The 16897-nt window shown below is 67.6% G+C and carries 10 protein-coding genes; all 10 read right to left on the bottom strand.

Annotated elements, in window-relative coordinates:
* Positions 1 to 269: 269 nt before the first annotated feature.
* The 10 genes from RS901_RS06145 to RS901_RS06100 all read right to left on the bottom strand — a co-directional run bounded on the left by RS901_RS06145 (position 270) and on the right by RS901_RS06100 (position 16544).
* Entirely contained in the window at positions 270 to 1106 is an 837-nt protein-coding gene (locus RS901_RS06145) for a ChaN family lipoprotein (protein ID WP_316152012.1), read from the bottom strand.
* A 16-nt stretch (positions 1107 to 1122) separates the two neighbouring features.
* A complete protein-coding gene (locus RS901_RS06140; protein ID WP_316152011.1) occupies positions 1123 to 1485 on the bottom strand; it encodes a DUF2149 domain-containing protein in 363 nt (120 codons plus the stop codon).
* Complete coding sequence (locus RS901_RS06135; RefSeq protein WP_316152008.1) at positions 1482 to 1991, bottom strand: MotA/TolQ/ExbB proton channel family protein; 510 nt, start codon at positions 1989 to 1991, stop codon at positions 1482 to 1484. The genes RS901_RS06140 and RS901_RS06135 overlap by 4 nt, the downstream gene beginning before the upstream one ends.
* On the bottom strand, positions 1988 to 6022 hold the full coding sequence (gene cobN, locus RS901_RS06130; RefSeq protein ID WP_316152006.1) for a cobaltochelatase subunit CobN: 4035 nt from the start codon (positions 6020 to 6022) through the stop codon (positions 1988 to 1990). The genes RS901_RS06135 and cobN overlap by 4 nt, the downstream gene beginning before the upstream one ends.
* 34 nt (positions 6023 to 6056) lie before the next feature.
* A complete protein-coding gene (locus RS901_RS06125; RefSeq protein ID WP_316152004.1) occupies positions 6057 to 8336 on the bottom strand; it encodes a TonB-dependent hemoglobin/transferrin/lactoferrin family receptor in 2280 nt (759 codons plus the stop codon).
* A 281-nt stretch (positions 8337 to 8617) separates the two neighbouring features.
* Positions 8618 to 11815 carry an efflux RND transporter permease subunit gene (locus RS901_RS06120; RefSeq protein ID WP_316152002.1) on the bottom strand — a complete coding sequence of 1066 codons (3198 nt, stop codon included), beginning with the start codon at positions 11813 to 11815 and terminating at the stop codon, positions 8618 to 8620.
* Between the two features lie 3 nt (positions 11816 to 11818).
* Positions 11819 to 13057 carry an efflux RND transporter periplasmic adaptor subunit gene (locus RS901_RS06115; protein WP_316152000.1) on the bottom strand — a complete coding sequence of 413 codons (1239 nt, stop codon included), beginning with the start codon at positions 13055 to 13057 and terminating at the stop codon, positions 11819 to 11821.
* A gap of 259 nt (positions 13058 to 13316) precedes the next feature.
* On the bottom strand, positions 13317 to 13955 hold the full coding sequence (locus RS901_RS06110) for an MOSC domain-containing protein (protein ID WP_114135530.1): 639 nt from the start codon (positions 13953 to 13955) through the stop codon (positions 13317 to 13319).
* A gap of 165 nt (positions 13956 to 14120) precedes the next feature.
* On the bottom strand, positions 14121 to 15293 hold the full coding sequence (locus RS901_RS06105; protein WP_316151997.1) for an MFS transporter: 1173 nt from the start codon (positions 15291 to 15293) through the stop codon (positions 14121 to 14123).
* 225 nt (positions 15294 to 15518) lie between these two features.
* Positions 15519 to 16544, bottom strand: coding sequence for a D-2-hydroxyacid dehydrogenase family protein (locus RS901_RS06100; protein WP_316151995.1), 1026 nt, complete (start codon positions 16542 to 16544; stop codon positions 15519 to 15521).
* Between the last annotated feature and the right edge of the window lie 353 nt (positions 16545 to 16897).

Raw genomic sequence — 16897 nt, 5'->3', positions numbered from 1 at the left:
GGACTGCGCGAAAGGCGCAGTGCCGGTGCTTGTCTCCTGTCCGGCGCGGCGGGGCGTGGCCGGGACTGTTCTTGGACTTTTGGTGAACGTCAGACCGGAATTACCGGTCATGGGGCGGATTCTAGGCGGCGGAAACTGTCAAAAGGCTGTCAATTGGGCGGAGAAAGGGTCGGGGTTTACGTGGATGGCGGGACAAGGAGGAAGCATGAGGACGGGAGTGGCATGCCCGCAAGCGGTACTTCGTGGAAGCTCCGGCTCTCAAGACCACCTCACCCCGCTGGCTTCGCCTGCAGGCACGGGTCCTTGCGCCCCACCGCCGGCACCACCACCGCCATATCGAACTCGCCGTCGGCGGGCTGGTTTTCCACATAGCCCACGCTGACGATCTGGCCCGCTCCGGCCCCCAGCCAGCGCGGCACGCCGATGTCGCGCCGCACGTGGCCGTTGCCGGCGATCAGCACCGCGCCGCGCTGCGCGTAGGGGCGCAGCGTCTGCGCCATCACCGCATCGCGCGCGGCCTGCGCCGCCAGCATCCCGGGCAGCATGGCCTTGGGGAAATTGCCGCAGTGGCCCAAGTCGAGCACTGCCGTCTGCGCGGCCACGAGGTCGTCGGGCAGCGCACCGGACAGGCCCAGCTGCTGGCGCTCGCCGGCCGGGAACAGGCTGTCCAGTCCGCCGCGCACGATCTTGCCGGCGTCGGCGCGCGACAGGTTGGCAGCCACCAGCGGCAGGTCGTACTGCAGCGCCAGCGCCACCACCGGCCGGTACAGCGGCCATTGCCAGGCACCGCCGCCGGCCTGGGCGATCAGGTAGTCGGCATCGCGCGGGCGCTCGCGGCGGGCGCGCTCGATATCCGCCTGGCGCTCGCGGTCGAACTGCTCCATGGCGATGGCCGGGCGCCAGCCTTGCTCGACGGCGCTCGTCAGCGCGGCCAGGCGCTGCTGCTGCGCGGCGGCGTTGTCGTGAACCTCGCCCAGCAGCACGTAGGACTTGCCGGCGAAGGCGGCGCTGACCGCCTCGGGCGCGGGGCGCGTGGCCGCGCAGCCGGTGGCGAGCACAGCGACAGCGGCGGCCAGCATGCCTGCAATGCGCAAACGGAATGACATCACGCAGTTCCTTTCCTTATCTCGTTGTGGTGGCGGGGTTGGCGGCCTGCGCTCCCGCTTGTTGCCCGGCCTGCTGCTCCGGCACATACACCATCGACCCGTCCTTCATCCGATAGGCTACGCCAGCCTTGATGCCGTCGCCCGAGCCCACCTGCCCGCTGGCCTGGTAGCGCACCACCTTCTCGCCCCGGCGCGACACGATCTCCATATTGGGCTTGCCCGGGTTGGTGATGATGGTCACGTCGTCATGCGTGAACGGGTTGGCCGGATTCTGCGCGATCGCCACCAGCAGGGCGGCGATCACCACCAGGAACACGTCGATCAGGTTGACCACCGACAGGATCGGGTCGTCGGCTTCGCTCTCTTCCAGGAACTTCATTCCCCGGCCTCCCATTGCGGCCGCGACTGGCCCAGCCACACCAGCTCTTCGGCCAGCCAGCGCCGGCGCACATTGACCACCCAGAAGGTGATGCTGGCCGCGATCAGCGCCAGGATCACCGCGGAGAAGGCAATGGTGAGATTCTCGCCCACATTGGCCAGGTTGCCACCGGACAGGCCCTTGAGCGCCGGGCCCATCGGGATCATGGTGGCCACCAGCCCCAGCATCGGCGCCACGCGGGTGGCGATGCGCGGGCGTTCCAGCAGGCGGTGCGCGGCGACGTCGAGCGCGTCGGCATTGGCCACCTTGTGCCGGCGCGCCCACATCACCAGCACGTAGCCGCGCCCGCTTTCGATCGGATGGCGCGCGCGCAGCCAGGCCTGCATGGCGAACTCGCCCAGCGCCCAGAAGGCATACAGGAACAGCAGCGCGATCAGCGCCAGCGTCGGGATCAGGAACAGCTGGCCGACGTCGTACATCAGGGTTTCAAGCAGGGTAGGGGTCATGGTGTCTCGTTTTGAGGAATTCGATGGATGCTTCTGCCAGGGGCTCGGCGCGGTCCCGGTATCCAGCTGCCGCCGGCAGCCGCCTGGCGGCGCCGCGCACTGACGGCTCCGCCGACGATGGCCGCGGCCAGCGCGATGCCGCCGGCCAGCCACGACAGCACCGGCACAATGGCGGCCGCTAGCGGCTGGCGCTCGACCAGTTGCATGCCTTGCACGGGCTGGGGTTGGGACTGGCTCGGCGCTGGCGGCGGCACCGGTGCGGATTCGGCCGCAGCGGGCTTTGCAGGCGCTGCAGGTTTGGCAGCGCGGACCGCTGCCGGCGCCTGCATGCCGAAGCCTTCGGCCGCGGCCTGTACCTGCTGCTTGCGGTACTGGTTGAACGCGCGGTTGTTGCTGACGATGTCATGGCGCTGCGCGAGATCCTCATAGCGCTGCGCCAGCGTCTCCAGCAACTTGCTGTCGGCCTTCCAGTAGCCCTTGCGCGCGGCTTCCAGCATGCGCTCGATCACCTGCGCCTGGGCCTGTGGCGCGTTCCTCTCGAACCACTCGTTCAGCCCCAGCTTGTGCTTGTCGTTGACATAGACCTCGGCGAACTCGGTCCACTGGTCGTCGCGCACGATCTCGGGCGAGACCGCGGTCCAGCCCCAGAAATTGTTGACGGTGTCGAGCACGTTCAGTGCGCCGCTGTAGCCCTCGGCCTTCATGCCCTCGATCCAGCCCGGATGGAAATAGCGCGTGCGAAGCTCGCTGGCCAGGAAGCCCGCCGCGGTCTCGGTGCGCGCATTGCTGGCATCGCGCAGGTTCGAGATCAGCAGCTCGGGCGCCTTGCCGGTCAGGTGCCGCACCGCCAGGCCGATGCCGCCCAGGTACTGGAACGGATCGTCGGTAGTCAGCATGCCGTACAGGTTGGAGCTGCGCGCCAGCAGCGCGCCATCCACGCCCTTCAGGTTCTCGGCATACAGGTTGACCTGCGGCAGCGCCTCGCCCCAGTGCTGCTCGTCGGGGCCGTAGGCGTACTGCATGCGGGCAAGGTACAGCCTGGCCAGCTTGGCGTCGGCCTCGCGGCCGCTGCCGAAGGTGTCGGTGGCCATCGCGGCAACGTTCAGGCCGGTGCCGTAGTTGCCCGATTCGCTGGCGAAGATGCGGGTCACGGCCAGCGAGTCGAGCCGGTCGGCGGGGACGTTGAGCTTCGCCAGCCGTTCGCGCACCGCGCGCGTGTTGGCGGCGACGACGTTGTCGGCCTCCGGCTGCGCGGCGGCCAGCTTCACCGCCTCGGCCAGCCACTTCATCAGGTTGGGGAAGTGATCGCGATACAGGCCCGTGGCCGACAGCACCACGTCCACGCGCGGGCGCCCGAGTTCCGCCGCGGCAATCGCTTCCACGCCGACGACGCGGCCGCCATCGTCCCACTTGGGCCGCACGCCCAGCACCGCCATGGCCTGCGCTTCCAGCATGCCCTGGTGGCGCATGGTCTCCACGCTCCACAGCGAGAACGCCAGCTTGTCGGGGTACCGGCCATGGCGCTTGTGCCATTCGGCGATCATGGCCTCGGCCGCGGCCTGGCCGGCGTTCCAGGCTTCGCGGCTGGGCACCTTGGACGGGTCGAAGCCATACAGGTTGCGTCCGGTCGGCAGCGTATCGGGGTTGCGCACCGGATCGCCGCCGGTGCCTGGCAACAGGTGCCGGCCTGCCAGCGCTGTCAGTAATCCCGCGTTCTCCGGCGCGGCGTCGAGGCTGGCGTAAAGCTGCCGCGCGCGCTGCATGTCTTCGCGCTGGCGCGCATCGCGCAGTTCGTCCAGTGATGCACCTTCGGCGACGTAGCGGCGCACCATCGCGTAGGGAGCGGTTTGCGCAAGCTGTGCATAGTCGACCGCGAACAGCTCTTCCGGCTCTTCCGGGAACACGCGCTTGAGCCAGTCCTTGCCAAGCATCGCCATGGTCGTGTAGAGCCGCAGCCCGTCGTCCTGTGACTGGCCGAAGGTATGCAGGCCATAGGGCTGCAGCGTGCCGCCGAGTTCATGCAGGTGGATATGCAGCGCATCGAGATAGCCGGTGAAATCGGTGCGCGCGCGCGCCGCGGTCCAGCCCATGTCCTCGAACAGGTGCATCGAGGCGCTGCGCGCCAGGATCTGCTGCCTGATCGTGTCCTTCACCGCGCCTTCATCCTGCTGCAGGAACTGGTGCAACTGGTCGTGCAGCGACACCAGTTCGGTATGCAGGCCCGCCGGGCGGAACGGCGGCGTCTGGTGGCTGACGATCACCGCGCGGCCGCGGCGCTTGGCCTGGATGGCCTCGCCCACATCGTCGACGATATACGGGTAGATCACCGGCACGCCGCCCAGCACCAGGTAGGGCTGGTCGGTAACGGACAGCCCGCGCTCCTTGCCCGGCGTCCATTCCTGCGTGCCGTGCGTGCCGTAGTGCACCAGCGCCTCGCGCCCTTCGCGTGCCCACAGGTAGGCGGCCATGTAGAAGTGGTTCAGCGGCGTGGTGGTGGAGTGGTACAGCGCCTTCTCGTCCGATTCATTGCGCTCGCCGCGCGGCGGCACCGGCATCAGCGCCACGTTGCCGAGCTGCAGGCGCGGGATCACAAAGCCGGCCTCGCCGTTGCGCGTGGTGGCCATCGCCGATTGCTCGGGGTTGCCCCAGCGCTGTGCCACCGAGGCGCGGAATGCGGCGGGCTGCGCGTCGTACCAGCGCCGGTATTGCGACATCGGCATCCACACCGCCAGTCCCGCATCGAGCAATGGTTCGAGCTTGCCGCTGCGGTAGAACGGTGCCAGCAGCGCGCCCAGGTCGCGTTGCAGCCGTGCTTCGTCGGCCGCCTCGGTCGTATAGCCAGCGGCGCGCAGTGCGGCCAGCGTGCTGGCCAGGCTCTTGGGCAGGTTCAGGAACGAAGCCGACAGGTTCTTCTCGCCGGCCGGGTAGTTGTAGTAGAGGATCGCCACGCGCTTGTCGGCATTGGGCAGGTGCCGCAGCCGCGCCAGTGCCAGCGCCTTGTCGGCCACGGTATCGAGCTGCGCCGGCAGGCTGGCGATGGTGCCGTCGCCTTTCGCGGCAGCGGCCGCGACGATGGGATCGATCACGCCGGCCAGCTCGGGCTGCACCAGGTAGAACGGCGTATCGGTCAGGCTGATGCCATGCGGATCGTCCTGCCACGCCTTCGCATCGCCCTTGCGGTAGGGCATGACCTGCATCACGGGCACGTCGAGCTTTTCGAACTCGGCCTTGCGTCCCTGCGGGTTCAGCATGATCTGGCCGTTGATCAGCACGTCGACCAGGCGCCTGCCTTCAGGCATGGCCATGCGCAGGATGCCGTCGGCATCCATCACCGGGCCGTAGAAGGTGAGCACGCGCGCATGGCGGGCTTCCAGGCGGCGGATCAGGTCGTCGATAAAGGCGCTGTCCAGCCCCGAGACATAAGCCTGGTGGATGGCGATGCCGATCACCGGGCCGCTGCTGCCCGACGCGGCAAGCACTTCGTCGGGTGAGGTGGTAATGATGTTGACCAGCTTCGGATGGTAGTACGCCGCCTTGGGGAAGGCGACCGGTGCCGGGATACTGCCATCGGCGCGCAGGCGGAACTGCTGCGCGGCAAGCGTGCGCATCATCGCGCTGAAGTTGGCACGGCCGCCGTTGACGTAGTACGCATGCAGCTGCGCGGCAAGCTTGTCGTCAACGCCGTGGGCCTCGTAGCGGTCGGTCGCCACCAGCACGCGCGGCACGCGTGCCTGCGTCCACAGTGGGCCCAGCTTCTGCAGCATCGCGGTGACGATATGATCGCGCGGCGCATCGACGATCAACAGGTCGGCGTCGTTGATAAAGGGCGTGATCTCCTGCACCGGCATGCGTTCGAGATAGCGCGCCTCCAGCGCCATGCCTTGCGCCTGCGCCATCTCGCGCAATGGCGCGAACTTGCCGGCGGGGACCGGCGAACTGGTCAGGATGGCGATGCGTGGCACCGCGCCTGCATGCGCTGCGCCGGCCAGCATCAGCAGCCACAGCAGCGCCCACACGAAGCGGCTTCTCATTATGTTTTGCAGGGACATGGCAAGACTCCCGCGCTCAGAACGACAGCTTCAGGCTGGCAGCGAAGGTGCGGCCCGACTGCGTGTAGAAGTCCACGCCGGGCTCGGTGGCGGCCACGCCGGTCTGGCGCACATCGCCCCACAGCCAGTACTTCTTGTCGAACAGGTTGTTCACCGACAGCGCCAGGCTGACATAGCGGTTGAAGCGCCACCACGCCTGCAGGTCGACCACGCCGTAGCCGGCGGGCTTGAAGTAGGTGAATGACGTATCGTCGGTGCGCGTGACCGGGCGCGCCCCGCGCCAGCGAATGCCCGCGCCCTGGCCCGGCGTGCGCTCCCAGCTCAGGCCGGCACTGGCGCGCAGCGGCGAGACGCTGTTCAGCGGTTGCCCGGTCTGCTCGTTGTTGCCGTGCGCATAGGCCACCGCGCCGTCGACGCGCCATTGCGGCAGGAAGCGCCACGAGCCGCGCCACTCGGCGCCATAGATGCGCACGCTGGTCTGGTTGCGGTACTGGTAGGTCGCGCGCAGGCCGGGCAGGCAGGCCGGGTCGGACGGGCAGGTGAGCTGCACTTGTTCGATGAAATCGCGGTAGCGGTTGTCGAACACGGCCACGCTGGTCTGCACGTTGTCGTCGGTATAGCGCGCGCCGATCTCGAACGAGCGGCTCTTCTCCGGGTTCAGGTCGGCATTTGGCGCCGCACCATAGCCCTGGATGGTGTTGCGGAAGCTGCCGTTGACCTCCTGGTAGTTGGGCGAGCGATAGCCGAAGACGTATTGCGCCCACAGGTTGACGCGGTCCGTCGCCTGCCACAGTGCCGACAGCTTGGGCGACACGTGCGAATCGCTCTTGCTGACGGCGGGGCCGCCCGCGGCCTTGTTGTAGACCGCGTCGTCGCCATCGGGCGAAAGCGAGTAGTGGTCATAGCGCAGGCCCGGCGTCAGCGTGAAGCGGCCATCGAGGAAGCGCAGCTCATCCTGCACGAACAAGCCCGTCTGCCGCGTCTCGCCGGTGGGGAAGTCGTGCATCGGGAAGTTGTCGCCGGCCAGAGACTTGCTGGTGGTGCCGGTGGTCAGGTTGCGCACGATGCCGTCGCGCGATTCAGTGGTGCGCGTGCGCATGAAATCGACGCCGCCGATCAGCCGGTGCGCGACACTGCCGGTGGCAAAGGACTTGTCGGCCTGCAGGTTGAAGCCGGTCTGTTCCTGGCGGAAGGCAAAGCCGAGTTCGACATTGCACAGGCTGGTGCCGCGCGTGGACGCCGAGCAGCCGGTGCTGGTGTTGCTGCGCACCTGGTTGGTGATGGTCCTGATATCCGCTTTCTGGTAGTAGACCTGCGCGGTCAGCTGGTCGAGCACGCCGCCGGCCGGCTTCCACGCGTAGTCCAGGCTGACGCGGTCGCGCTTCAGGTCTTCGGTGCCATTGGCTGAAGTCACGCGCGGCAGTGCGGTCGACAGGCGCAGGATGTCGGTATCGGTATTGCCGTCGCGGTGCTCGTAGGTGAACTTGAACTTGTGCTCGGGGCTGGCGTTCAGCAGGAACTTGCCCAGCCAGGCCTGGGTGCGCACATCCTGCGGGTTGGGCCTGGTGCGGTTCACCGAATTGGAGTCGTCGCCGCCCATGTTCTTCATTTCATGCGCGTTGCGGTTCGCGTACATGAACAGGCCCTGGATGGTGTCGTTGCCGCCCGCCACGCCGGCGGTCTGGCCAAAGCCGTTGTCGATGCCGTTCCAGTTCAGGCCGATTTCACCGCCAACCTTGCGGCCCTGCATCAGGTCGGACGGGTCCTTGGTGGCATACGCGACTACGCCGCCGATGGCGTCCGAGCCGTACAGGCTGGAGGCCGGACCGCGTAGCACTTCCACGCGCTTGAGGAACGAGAACTCAGGCGCATCGCGCGTGGCGCTGGAGATATTCGACGGCCCGCCGCCATTGAAGAAGTCAGGCAACCGCACCCCGTCGACCATCTGCAGCACGCGGTTGTCTTCGATGCCGCGGATATTGATGCTGCCCGCGCCAAAGCGGCGGCGGTCGCGCGGCACGTCGATATCGGGCTCGTCGGCGAACAGGCCGGTCTCGTCGACAAGCTGGGCGCGTTCGATCTGGCGCGCATCGCGGGTGGTGATGGTGGAGGCGACCGAGTCGGCGCGTTCCGCGGTGCGGGTGGCGGTGACCACCACTTCATTTAGGGCGGCGAGGGTGGTGCGCTTGCTATCGCCCTCGTCGGCAATGGCTGGCGAACCTAACGCTGCGCAGACGGCAGCGACAGGCGTGACCCGGATAGTGGCGCGCAGGCGCACCAGGCAGCGACGTTTCATGGATTCTCCCCAGAAGAAAACGGACGCGCTGGCTGGCAAAAACCTGAACGGGATGGCTGGCTTGCGTGAAGGCGCTGCCCGCGAAAATGTGGTGTCGCGGGTGACGCCGTTTTTAGTTAACAAGAATTATTATCATTTAAATCTGGTTCGTAAAGCACTTATATCGAGCGGACATGTCATGTGGCGATCGCGCCACATGTCGCTAATGTCTGACCCTGGCCGGCGCCTCAAAAGCAAAGAGGCCGCAGCAATGCTGCGGCCTCTTCTTGTCTGCCGGTGCCTCAGCGCTGGTGCACCGTCTCGCCCGGCGCCTTGTCCGGCAGCTTGTTGCCTTCAGCGTCGATCTGCAACGGCCCCGTCCCGGAGAACCGGTCCAGCGCCAGGTAGATCACCGGCGTGATGAACAGCGTGATCACCTGCGAGAACAGCAGGCCGCCAACCACGGCCAAGCCCAGCGGCTGGCGCAACTCGGCACCCGCGCCAAGGCCCAGCGCCAGCGGCAGCGCGCCCATCACCGCGGCGAAGGTCGTCATCATGATCGGCCGGAAGCGCAGCAGGCACGCCTGCCGGATCGCCTTGGCCGGCGGCATGCCCTGTTCACGCTGCGCGGCCAGCGCGAAGTCGATCATCATGATGGCGTTCTTCTTGACGATGCCGATCAGCATCAGCACGCCGATCACCGCGATCAGCGACAGCTCCATGTTGAAGACAAACAACGTCAGCAACGCGCCCACCGCCGCCGAGGGCAAGCCCGCCAGGATGGTCAGCGGGTGGATATAGCTTTCATACAGCACGCCCAGCAGCGTGTAGATCACCGCGATGGCCGCCACCAGCAGCACGATCTGCGTGGCCTGCGACGACTGGAACACCGCCGCGTCGCCGCCCCAGCTGGTGAAGATCGAGCTGGGCATGGCGATCTCCTGCCGGTAGCGGTCGATGCGCGCCGAAGCATCGCCCAGCGCCGCGCCCGGCGCCAGGTTGAACGACACCGTCACCGAAGGCAGCTGCCCCTGGTGGTTGACGGCGATCGGCCCGACCCGGCGCTCGGTAGTGGCGAAGGCGGAGATCGGCACCATCTGGCCGGTCTTGCTGCGCACATAGAGCTTGGAGAACGCGCTCTCGTCGGTGCGGTCGACATCGGCCGCCTGCAGGATCACGTAGTAGTTGTCGATCGGCGTGTAGATGGTCGACACCTGCCGCTCGCCGAAAGCGGAATACAGCGCGGTGCGCACGTCCTGCATCTGCACGCCGAGCGCATTGGCCTTGTCACGATCGATCGACAACTGCGCCTCCAGACCCGACTGCTGCGAATCGCTGGTGACGTCGCGGAAAATCGGGTCGGCGCGCATCTTCGCCATCAGCTTGTCGGAGGAGTCCTGCAGCTGGCCGGCCTTCACGCTCTGTAGCGTGTACTGGTAGCGGCTCTTGCTCTGGCGCCCGCCCAGGCGCAGGTTCTGCACCGGCGAGAAGTACACTGCCAGGCCCGGGATGCCGGACACATCCTTGCGCAGCGACTCCACCACGGCGGGCATTTTGGCACGCTCGCCGAGCGGCTTGAGCTCGATGAACATGCGCCCGGTGTTGATCGCGGGCGAGGGGCCGCCGCCGATGGAAACCACCACGCTCCTGACCGCGGGGTTGGCGCGCATGCGCTCGGCCGCGTCGCGCAGGCGCGCGGCCATGGCATCGAAGGAGATATCTTGCGGGCCTTCGGCGTTGACCTGGATCTGGCCGATATCTTCCTCGGGGAAGAAGCCCTTGGGGATGGTGACGAACAGCACCGCGGTCAGCACGAACGTCAGGCCTGCGACCGCCAGCACGGTGCGGCGATGCGCCAGGCACCAGTCCAGCCCGCGCGCATAGCGGTGCAGCGTGAACTCGAACAGGTTCTCGAACCACTGCGTGGAGCGCATGCCGAAGGTCTGCTTCTGCGCGATGGCGGGCTGCGCTGGCGCGTGGTCGCCGTAGGCATGGTGCGATTCATCCACCGGCACGTTCTCGGCCGACAGGAAACGCGCGCACAGCATCGGGATCAGCGTCAGCGACACCAGCGCCGACACCAGGATCGCCAGCGACACCACCGCGGCAAATTCATGGAACAACAGCCCGATCACGCCCGGCATGAAGAAGATCGGGATAAACACCGCCACCAGCGAGATCGAGATCGACAGGATGGTGAAGCCCATCTCGCGCGAACCCGCCAGCGCGGCCTTCAGCGGCGCCACGCCTTCCTCGATATGGCGCACGATGTTCTCGAGCATGACGATGGCGTCGTCCACCACCAGGCCCACCGCGAGCGTGATGGCCAGCAGCGAGACGTTGTCCAGGCTGTAGCCGAAGGCCTTCATCAGCGCCACCGTGCCGATCAGCGAGATCGGCAGCGACACTGTGGGGATCAGCGTGGCGGCGGCGCGGCGCAGGAACAGGAAGATCACCATCACCACCAGCGCCACCGTCAGCGCCAGCGTGAACTGCACGTCGTGGATCGATTCGCGGATCGAGTTCGAGCGGTCATTGACCACCGCGACATTGACCGAGCCCGGCATCTGCGCGATCAGGCGGGGCAGGGCGGCCTTGATGGCATCGACCACCGCCACGGTGTTGGCGTCGGGCTGGCGCAGCACCGCCAGCACGATCGAGCGCTCGTTGTTGAGCCAGCTGCCGGTCTTGATGGTCTCGACGCTGTCCTCGATCTCGGCCACGTCAGACAGCCGCACCAGTGCGCCGTTGGGCTGGCTGGCGACGATGATGTTGCGGAAGGCGTCGGCGCTGGTCAGCTGCCGGTTGGCCTGGATGGTCAGGGTCTGGCGCGCGCTGTCGAGCGTGCCCACCGGGGTGTTGGCGTTGGCACGGTTCAGCGCCGTGGCCAGCTCGTCCAGCGTCAGCCCGCGCGCGGCCAGCGCATCCGGGTGCGCGCGCACGCGCACCGCAAAGCGCTTCTGCCCGAAGATCTGCACCTGCGCCACGCCCGGCAGCGTGGCCAGCGTGGGCGAGATCAGGTTGTCGCCGAAGGCGTTCAGGTCCGCCAGGCTCATCGCCGGCGAGTTGATCGCCAGCAGCAGCACCGGCGCATCGGCCGGGTTGACCTTGCGGTACGACGGCGGCACCGTCATCTCGATCGGCAGCGAACGCTGGGCGCGGAACAGCGCCGCCTGCACGTCTACGGCCGCGTCGTCGATATCGCGGTCGTTGTTGAATTCGATGGTGATGCTGGAGTTGCCGAGCGTGTTCGACGAGCTGATCACCGACACGCCCGGGATCGTCGCAAACTGCTTTTCCAGCTGCGTGGCGACCGATGCCGCCATGGTCTCGGGGCTGGCCCCGGGCAGGGTCGCGGTGACCTGGATCACCGGCGAATTGAAGCTGGGCAGCGCGGCGATGGGGATGGTCGGGTACAGCACGATGCCGGTGACCACCACGGCCAGGCACAGCAGCACCGTCATCACCGGACGGCGGATGCAGAGTTCAGACAGCGTCATGGCTCAGTGCCCCGCGGTGGCCATGGCCGGGCGGGCGGCGGCGGCCGAGGCACCGGCGGCCGGGGCCTCGCGCACCAGCGCGCCGGGGCGCAGGTTCTGCGTGCCCTCCACCACTACGCGGGCGCCGGGCTGCACGCCCTCGATCACGGCGGCGGCGGCAGTAGTGGTCACCACCTGCACCGGCACGCGCGCGACCTTGCTGTCGGGCTGGACCACATAGACGAAGCGGCCTTCGGGGCCGGTCACCACCGCCTGCGGCGGCACCGACAGCGCACCCTTCAGGGTCTGCACCACGGCGTTGACGTTGGCATAGGTGCCCGGCCACAGCCGCTGCTCTTCATTGTCGAACTGCGCCTTGACGCGGATGGTGCCGTACTGCGGATCGACGGTGTTATCCACAAAGGTGATCCTGCCGGTTACCGGGGTCTTGCTGCCGTCGTTGGGCAGCGCGGTGACCGGCACCGGGCCGGCGTGCAGCGCCTCGCGCAGCGCGCCCAGCTGCCGCTCGGGCAGGCTGAAGGTGACGGCGATGGGCTGCACCTGGGCAATGATGACCATCGGCTGGGTGCTGTTGGGCAGCACCAGCGAACCCGGGAAGGCGTTGATCACGCCGGTGCGGCCGCTGATGGTGGCGCGGATGGCGCCGTAGCTGACCGCCACGCGGCTGGCGTCGATGGCGGCCTGGTCGGCGCGCACGGTGGCGGCAAAGCCATCCACCTTGGCCTGGGCGGTGTCGACCGCGCTCTTGGAGATGAAGTTGCGCTGCAGCAGCTCCTGGCTGCGCGCGAGCGTGCGCCGGGCATCGGCCAGGTCAGCCTGGTCGCGCAGCAGCTGGGCCTGCGCCTTGGCCAGGTTGGCCTCGTCCATGCGGGTATCGAGCGAGAACAGCAGGTCGCCGGGCTTGACCGTCTGGCCTTCCTTGATATGGACCGTGCGCACGGTGCTGGACACCTGCGGGCGCACCTCGACCGTGGACAGCGCGGTGACATTGCCGTTGGCCGTGACCTGCAGCGGCACGTCGCCCTGCTGCACGCGCGCGGTGGACACCACCATAGCTGCCGGCGCCTTGGGCGCCGGCTTGGGCGCAAACCAGGTGCGCCAGGCAAACCAGCCCAGCCCGGCAATGACCAGCGCCACGGCCACCATCACCCACGGCGATACGCGGCCGCGCCCGGTTCCGGTGGCCGCCCTCCAGTTGCTGTCGACGAAGCCCTTGGGCTGGTCGATCCTGTCAGATTTCATATTTTGTGGACCCTCTGCACCGCGTCTTCGCGCCACTCCCCGTGATCGCCCGGCTGGTTGTGTCCAGATGTTGCCGGTGCGCGTCGCGCAAAGACTCTACTAGTACCGCGCTTCGCCCGCCCGAGCCAGCGCCGCGTATTACAGTCCGTTACAGGGTTGCAAGGGTCTGGTAATGCCCGGCGCCGGCAAACGCCGTCCGGGCCACAGGGGAAGCCGGAGATGTGTTTAGCGGGGCGCTTGTATGGTTAGACAAACATTATCAGAAAAGCTGCCGCCGGCCATCGCGGCGCCACTGATTGACGCTGTCCACCGACAGTTCGCGTGGCCCGGCCTGCACAACCACGACATCGCCGGCGCGCACTTCTCCCTTGAGCACCACGCTGAGGTAGACCCCGGAGTAACCACTCTGGATCATGTCGCGCACCGCATGGCGGTAGCCCAGCGCGGCGTTGAACTTGTAGCAGGGCTTGCGCGGCGACTCCACCCGCAGCAGGGCCGTGCCCACGCGCACCAGGTCGCCGATCCAGAGTTGGGATTCAAGCAGCCCCTCCAGGGTCAGGTTCTCTCCGATTGCGCCAAACGGCAACGGTGGGCCTGACTCGGGCTGCCCGCAGGCGCGGCGGCGCGCGTTCCACCACGGGTAGTGCTCGAAGGGATAGGCGTAGACCGCCTTGTCCAGCCCGCCATGCACGGTCAGGTCGCCCTGTTCGTCGCCGGCCAGGCCCAGCGGCTGCACCTGTACCCGCAACGGGTGCAGCAGGGTGCTGACAGGGTGCTTGCGAATGCCCGACAGCACCACCGCCTCGGTGCCCGCCCCGGCCACCACCAGCGGGATGGCCTTGGCCATGCTGACCGCCAGCACACGCGCAAGGCCCGGCCGAGGTCTGGATTCGCTCACGTGCGCCCCCGCTTCGTGGTTGTGCTTCCGGTTGTGGAAAGGGCTGTGGATAAGCTGCGGATATGCCTGAGGATAACGGGGCGGATAACACTGTGGACAAGTGCTTGGTGCGGTCCCTCACAAGGAACCCGGCGGCGGGGAGCCGCCTCGGGGTTCAGCCCAGCATCACGCCTGCTGCGCCGCCTGCGGCCGCTGCCACTGGCAGCCCAGCGCCCGGGCGCGCTGCGATACCGCCAGCGCCACCAGCATCAGCGCCGCCGCGCCCCAGTGCAGCGTATCGGCGCCGGTCAGCGTATAGATGGCAGCCCCGGCCATGGCGCCGGCCGCCTGGCCCAGGTAGATCGACGAAGAATTCAGCGAGATCGACACCGATGCCCGCTCCGGCGCCAGCAGCACCAGCCGCGCCTGCTGCGCGCTGTTGGTGGCAAACCCGCCCACGCCCCACAGCATGAACAGCAGCACCAGCGCCACGCTGCCCAGCCCGGCCAGCGGCCACAACACCATGGCCGTGATCGAGGTCAGCAGCGTGACCTGCACGATCCGGCTGGGCGTGACCCGGTCCATGCGCGACGCCGCCATCGCATTGCCGAACACGCCGCAGGCGCCGTAGGCCAGGAACATCAGGCTGAGCGCGCCGCCGCTGATGCCGTACACGTCGCGCATCAGCGGGGCGATATAGGTAAACACGGTGAACATGCCCGCCGACGAGATCATGGTGGTCAGCACCACCAGCATGATCGGCTTGTGGCGCAGCACCGCGCCCCAGGCCTCGCGCCCGGCCGGCGGCACGGTCAGCCCGCGCGGCAGCGCGCGCCAGACCGCCGCCGACACCAGCAGCGCCAGGGCACCGACCAGCGCCATGCTGACGCGCCAGCCCAGCGTGCTGGAAATCCACGTGCCCAGCGGCACGCCCACCACGCTGGCAATGCTCCAGCCAAGAAACACGAAGCTGATGGCGCGCCCGCGCGTCTGCGCGTTGACCAGCAGCGGCAGCGTGGCGGCGGTCTGGGGCGTATAGATGGCCGCGCCGATCGCGGTCAGGAAGCGGATCGCCATCAGCGCCGCAAAGCTGGGCGCGAACGCGGCCGCCAGGTGCATCACCCCATAGACCAGCAGCGACCCGGCTAGCAGCAGCCGGCGGTCGATGCGCGAGCCCAGCGTGGCAAACAGCGGTGCGCCGATGCAGGTGGCCAGCGCAAACACCGAGATCAGCTGCCCGGCGCTGGCGGCGCCCAGCCCGAAATCGCCGGCAATGTCGTTCAACATGCCGGTAACGATCATCGCACCGGTGCCAATGACGAAATTGCCGACGCAGAGCGTCACTAGCCTGGGGTCCATGCCGGCCTTGGGAATAGGGATTGGCGCAGGAGGGCGCCTTGTTGTTGTCTGGGCTGCCGCGGGCCGTGGCAGGCCGGGCGGTAAGTGAAGTCCGGAGTGTAGCGGTTTCGTGGAATTCGCGTTTCCCAGGGGAAATGCCCGGCCAGATGTGAAACACCCATGTCCCGCATGGCGGAACAGGGGTGTCTGGGCGGCCTGTCCGGGGGGAATCCGGCCGCTGGTGATTCAGCGCGTCAGCACCGGCGCCAGCGCCTTCGGGTTGACGATGCAGTCATGGTTGCCGGCCAGCACGTCCAGGATGTTCTGGAACGCGGTGCGGAAGTACAGCTCGTAGCTGTCGCGCTCCACATAGCCCAGGTGCGGCGTGCAGATGCAGTTTTCCATGCGCAGAAGCGCGTGGCCCTGCAGGATCGGCTCGGACTCGAACACGTCGATCGCCGCCATGCCGGGGCGGCCGCGGTTCAGCGCGGTGACCAGCGCGTTCTCTTCCAGCAGCTCGGCACGGCTGGTGTTGACGAACAGTGCCGTGGGCTTCATCCGCGTCAGGTCGGTCTGCTTGACGATGCCGCGGGTGTCGTCGTTCAGGCGCAGCTGCAGCGACAGCACATCGCTGTCGGCAAACAACTGCTCCTTCGATTCGGCCACGCCCAGCCCGTCGGCACGGGCGCCTTCCAGCGACGCCTCGCGGCCCCAGACCAGCACCTTCATGCCAAAGGCCCGGCCATAGCCGGCCAGCAGCCGGCCGATCTTGCCATAGCCCCAGATCCCCAGGGTCTGGCCGCGCAGCACCTGGCCCAGGCCGAAATTGGGCGGCATCGTCGTCGATTTCAGCCCCGACTGCTGCCAGGCGCCGTGCTTCAGGCTGGCGACATACTGGGGGATGCGGCGCTGGGCGGCCATGATCAGCGCCCAGGTCAGTTCGGCCGGCGCCACCGGCGAACCCACGCCTTCGAGCACGGCCACGCCGCGGTCGGTGCAGGCGTCCAGGTCGATATGGCCGCCGGGGCCGGCGCCGACACGGCCGGTCTGGCTGATGATCTTGAGTTTGGGCAGTTTTTCCAGCAGTTGCCGGGTGATGCGGGTGCGTTCGCGGATCAGCACCACGGCTTCGACGTCTGACAGGCGTGCGGCCAGCTGGCCCACGCCCTTGACGGTGTTGTTGAACACCTTGACGTCGTGCCCCTCCAGCAAGCTGAAGCAAGGCAGCTTGCGCACGGCATCCTGGTAATCATCGAGTACGGCAATCTTCATCGGCAACTCTGGTTGTCTAACGGTCTTGTGCCGGTTGGTGCGCGCGGCCACCAAGCTGCGCGCCGGCCAACAGTATTGTTGAGAAATATCGAAAAACCCCACGCCGGCCGGTGGCAGCGATTGTTGCACGGCAAAAAACAGGGGGGTGCGCCAGTGGTATCCTTGCCCGTTCCGGTGCCGCCGCGGATTGTCGGTCGAGCCTTGCTCCCGTCACGCGATCGCACCCGGACAAAGTCCGGCCAGCACGCGCAGCCACCCCTGCGCGCGCGAAGCGCAACTGTAGCGCAGCCGCAGGGACCGCCGCGACCTTTTGCATAAACGGGGCCGCCGCGGAGTTGTAACGGGATGTGTCG

This window comes from Cupriavidus sp. BIC8F (assembly GCF_032465815.1).
Lineage (GTDB): Bacteria > Pseudomonadota > Gammaproteobacteria > Burkholderiales > Burkholderiaceae > Cupriavidus > Cupriavidus necator.
This window is presented reverse-complemented; position numbering and strand designations above follow the sequence as displayed.

Bases quoted from the DNA above. Each gene is read 5' to 3' on its own strand.
- RS901_RS06145 (WP_316152012.1), bottom strand. From the start codon at position 1,106: ATGTCATTCCGTTTGCGCATTGCAGGCATGCTGGCCGCCGCTGTCGCT.
- RS901_RS06140 (WP_316152011.1), bottom strand. From the start codon at position 1,485: ATGAAGTTCCTGGAAGAGAGCGAAGCCGACGACCCGATCCTGTCGGTG.
- RS901_RS06135 (WP_316152008.1), bottom strand. From the start codon at position 1,991: ATGACCCCTACCCTGCTTGAAACCCTGATGTACGACGTCGGCCAGCTG.
- cobN (WP_316152006.1), bottom strand. From the start codon at position 6,022: ATGAGAAGCCGCTTCGTGTGGGCGCTGCTGTGGCTGCTGATGCTGGCC.
- RS901_RS06125 (WP_316152004.1), bottom strand. From the start codon at position 8,336: ATGAAACGTCGCTGCCTGGTGCGCCTGCGCGCCACTATCCGGGTCACG.
- RS901_RS06120 (WP_316152002.1), bottom strand. From the start codon at position 11,815: ATGACGCTGTCTGAACTCTGCATCCGCCGTCCGGTGATGACGGTGCTG.
- RS901_RS06115 (WP_316152000.1), bottom strand. From the start codon at position 13,057: ATGAAATCTGACAGGATCGACCAGCCCAAGGGCTTCGTCGACAGCAAC.
- RS901_RS06105 (WP_316151997.1), bottom strand. From the start codon at position 15,293: ATGGACCCCAGGCTAGTGACGCTCTGCGTCGGCAATTTCGTCATTGGC.
- RS901_RS06100 (WP_316151995.1), bottom strand. From the start codon at position 16,544: ATGAAGATTGCCGTACTCGATGATTACCAGGATGCCGTGCGCAAGCTG.